The sequence below is a fragment of the Aquitalea sp. S1-19 genome (assembly GCF_024343515.1).
Genome location: NZ_RJTZ01000183.1, coordinates 1 through 3,252 on the forward strand (window position 1 = coordinate 1; position 3,252 = coordinate 3,252).

At 63.7% G+C, this 3,252-nt stretch carries 4 protein-coding genes; all 4 read left to right on the forward strand.

The features are described 5' to 3' along the window. The first annotated feature begins 234 nt into the window (after window positions 1–234). On the forward strand, window positions 235–918 hold the full coding sequence (gene rpe, locus EGI20_RS16785; RefSeq protein WP_160797714.1) for a ribulose-phosphate 3-epimerase: 684 nt from the start codon (window positions 235–237) through the stop codon (window positions 916–918). After that, window positions 918–1,664, forward strand: coding sequence for an SDR family NAD(P)-dependent oxidoreductase (locus EGI20_RS16790; RefSeq protein WP_498632849.1), 747 nt, complete (start codon window positions 918–920; stop codon window positions 1,662–1,664). The genes rpe and EGI20_RS16790 overlap by 1 nt, the downstream gene beginning before the upstream one ends. A gap of 17 nt (window positions 1,665–1,681) precedes the next feature. Continuing rightward, entirely contained in the window at window positions 1,682–2,350 is a 669-nt protein-coding gene (locus EGI20_RS16795; protein WP_124736121.1) for a phosphoglycolate phosphatase, read from the forward strand. 131 nt (window positions 2,351–2,481) lie between these two features. Beyond that, on the forward strand, window positions 2,482–3,252 hold a 771-nt coding region (locus EGI20_RS16800), incomplete at its 3' end, for a chorismate-binding protein (RefSeq protein WP_498632851.1).

Here is a 3,252-nt window from a genome sequence, read left to right on the forward strand (position 1 = left end):
ACCGTGACCATCCTGCCACGGGCCGCGAGTGTGCGTAGCCCCCAGCCCGATCAGGCCGCCAGCGATGCGCTCGCAATCTTGGCAGAAGAAGTCACCATCGTGGAGGAGGCGGTCCCGCCAAGCGCGGAGCCCGCTGACACCCCCGCCGCCGAGCTCACGCACTGATACGGCAATCCGCCATGGCAGCTCAGGAACAGGGGCGTTACAATAACGGCCCCATCCTACCCTGTCGACATCATGAATTTCCGTATCGCACCCAGCCTGCTTTCCGCCGACTTTGCCCGTCTGGGCGATGAAGTCAAAGATGTCATCGCCGCCGGCGCCGACATCATCCACTTCGACGTGATGGACAACCACTACGTCCCCAACCTGACCATAGGCCCGCTGGTCTGCGAAGCCATCCGCCCGCACACCACCGCACCCATTGACGTGCACCTGATGGTCAAGCCGGTCGATGCGCTGGCGGCGATGTTTGCCAAGGCCGGTGCCGATATCATCACCTTCCATCCGGAAGGCTCCGAACACATCGACCGCACGCTGGGCCTGATCCGCGACGCCGGCTGCAAAGCCGGCCTGGTGTTCAACCCGGCAACCAGCCTGTCCTACCTTGACCATGTAATGGACAAGGTAGACATGATCCTGATCATGTCGGTCAACCCCGGCTTCGGCGGCCAGAGCTTTATCCCCGAGGCGCTGAACAAGATCCGCGCCGCACGCACGCGCATCGACGAATACACGGCAAAAACCGGGCGCGAAATCTGGCTGGAAGTTGACGGCGGGGTCAAGGTCGACAATATCCGCGCCATCGCAGAGGCCGGTGCCGACACCTTTGTCGCCGGCTCCGCCATCTATGGGCAGCCTGACTACAAAGCCGTCATCGACGCCATGCGCGCCGAGCTTTCCCAGGCAGGCCGCTAATGCGTCACGGCATCCTGCTCACCGGCGCATCGCGCGGTCTGGGCGCTGCCCTTGCGCGCACGCTCGCAACAAAAGACAGCGATCTTGTCTGTATCGCGCGCCAGAGCGATGAGACCCTCACGCTGCCCGAGGGCGCGCGCCTGGCCTGGGTTCAGGCGGATCTGGCCGACAGTGCCCTGCTGGAACTGGTGGCAGAGCGCGCGCTGGCGGCACTGGGGACAGGCCCGTTTGCCACGCTGACGCTGATCAATAACGCCGGCACCGTTGCGCCCATCGCCCCGTGCGGCCACTACCCGCAAGGCGGCGTCGAGCATGCGCTGGCGCTTAACACGCTCGCCCCCATGCTGTTATGTAATGCATTTCTGGCCTGGGCGGCAGGGCGTGGCGCGCAGGTGCGCATCCTCAATATCTCGTCCGGCGCTGCCGCTTCGGCCATCGCCGGCTGGAGCGTGTATGGCGCGAGCAAGGCAGCGCTGGACCATTTCAGCCGCTGCGTGGCGGCCGAGCAGGCAAGCTTGCCAGATGGTGCACGCGTGGTTTCGCTCTACCCCGGCGTGATCGACACAGCCATGCAGGGCGAAATCCGCGCAGCCGACATCGGCCACTTCCCGTCGCGTGCCCGCTTTGATGCGCTCAAGGCTGATGGCGGGCTCAGCACGCCCGAGGCGGTCGCACAGCGCATCGCGGATTTTCTGGACAGCCCGGCCTTCGGCAGCGAGCCGGTGGCCGACATCCGTAAACTTTAAACTGGCTGGAACACACCATGGATTTAAAACACATCAAGGCCGTTGCCTTTGATCTGGACGGCACTCTGTGCGACTCCATCCCCGATCTGGCGATCGCCGCCAACAAGATGCGCGAGCATCTGGGACTGGCACCGCTGGCCGAAATGCGCATTCAGGAACATGTCGGTGACGGCATCGCCAGCCTGGTACACCGCGCGCTGACCGATGAGCGCGACGCGCAGGCCGAGCCTGCGCTGTGGGAGGCGGGCTACAGCTATTTCATCCGCTATTACCGCGACCATCTGGCCGACCACACCCTGCTCTACCCCGGCGTAAAAGACGGCCTGGCCCTGCTGAAGGTGCTGCGCCTGCCGCTGGTGGTGATCACCAATAAGTCCGAACGCCTCGCCGTACCGCTGCTGGAGCTGCTGGAGCTGGGCGATTTGTTCTCGCTGGTCATCGGGGGCGACACCCTGAGCGAGAAAAAGCCGTCGGCCATGCCGCTGCAACACACCGCCATGGTGCTGAACCTCAAGACCGAAGAAATCGCCATGGTCGGCGACTCGATCAACGACATCCTGTCGGCCCGCGCCGCCGGCAGCCCGGCCATCGCGGTGAGCTACGGTTATGCCGATGCCGCCAATCTGGGTGCAGATATCGTGCTCGACAGCCTTGCCGAACTATACGATTTAATGAAAAATGGGTGACAATGGAAACCATTTAATGAAAAGAAGTTAAATCATGCATTCACTCTCGGTTTTCCGGCGCGGCCGATGGCGTAGCTCACAGCCCTGACCCACGCCTTATTCCACCGCCGTTTTCCAACCGGGAGCTTGACATGCAACACGAAGAATTCAGCCGCCTCGCGGCCCAAGGCTATAACCGCATCCCCGTCACCCTCGAGCTGTTCGCCGACCTCGACACCCCCTTGTCGGTCTACCTCAAGCTGGCCAACGCGCCCTATTCCTATCTGCTCGAATCGGTAGTCGGCGGCGAGCGCTTCGGCCGCTACTCGTTTATCGGCCTGCCCGCCACCACGCGCTTGCGCGTCAACGGCCAGCGCGTGCAGGTCGAGTACGGCGACAAGGTGATCGAACACCACGAAGGCGACCCGCTGGCCTTTATCGAGGCGTTCCAGACGCGCTTTCGCACCCCGCCGCTGGACGCGCTGCCGCGCTTTACCGGCGGCCTGGTCGGCTACTTCGGCTACGACACCATACGCTACGTCGAAAAACGGCTGGCAGCGGCGAAAAAGCCCGATCCGGCCGGCACGCCCGACATCCTGCTGATGCTGTCCGAAGAGCTGGCGGTGGTCGACAACCTGTCGGGCAAACTCTATCTGGTGGTGTACGCCGACCCGGCCATGCCCAACGCGCTGCAAAAGGCTCAAGCGCGGCTGGCACAGCTGCGCGCCAAACTGCGCGAGCCGGCACCGATGCCGCTATCGCTGCCGTCCACCCCCACCAGCGCCCGCTCCGAATTCGGCCAGGCCGCGTTCAAGGACGCGGTCGAATCGGCCAAACGCTATATCGTCGACGGCGACATCATGCAGGTGGTGCTGTCGCAGCGCATGGCAATGCCGTTCAGCGACTCGCCCTTGTCGCTGTAC

Coding starts and splice junctions, on each gene's coding strand:
- EGI20_RS16795 (WP_124736121.1), top strand. CDS start 1,682: ATGGATTTAAAACACATCAAGGCCGTTGCCTTTGATCTGGACGGCACT.
- EGI20_RS16790 (WP_498632849.1), top strand. CDS start 918: ATGCGTCACGGCATCCTGCTCACCGGCGCATCGCGCGGTCTGGGCGCT.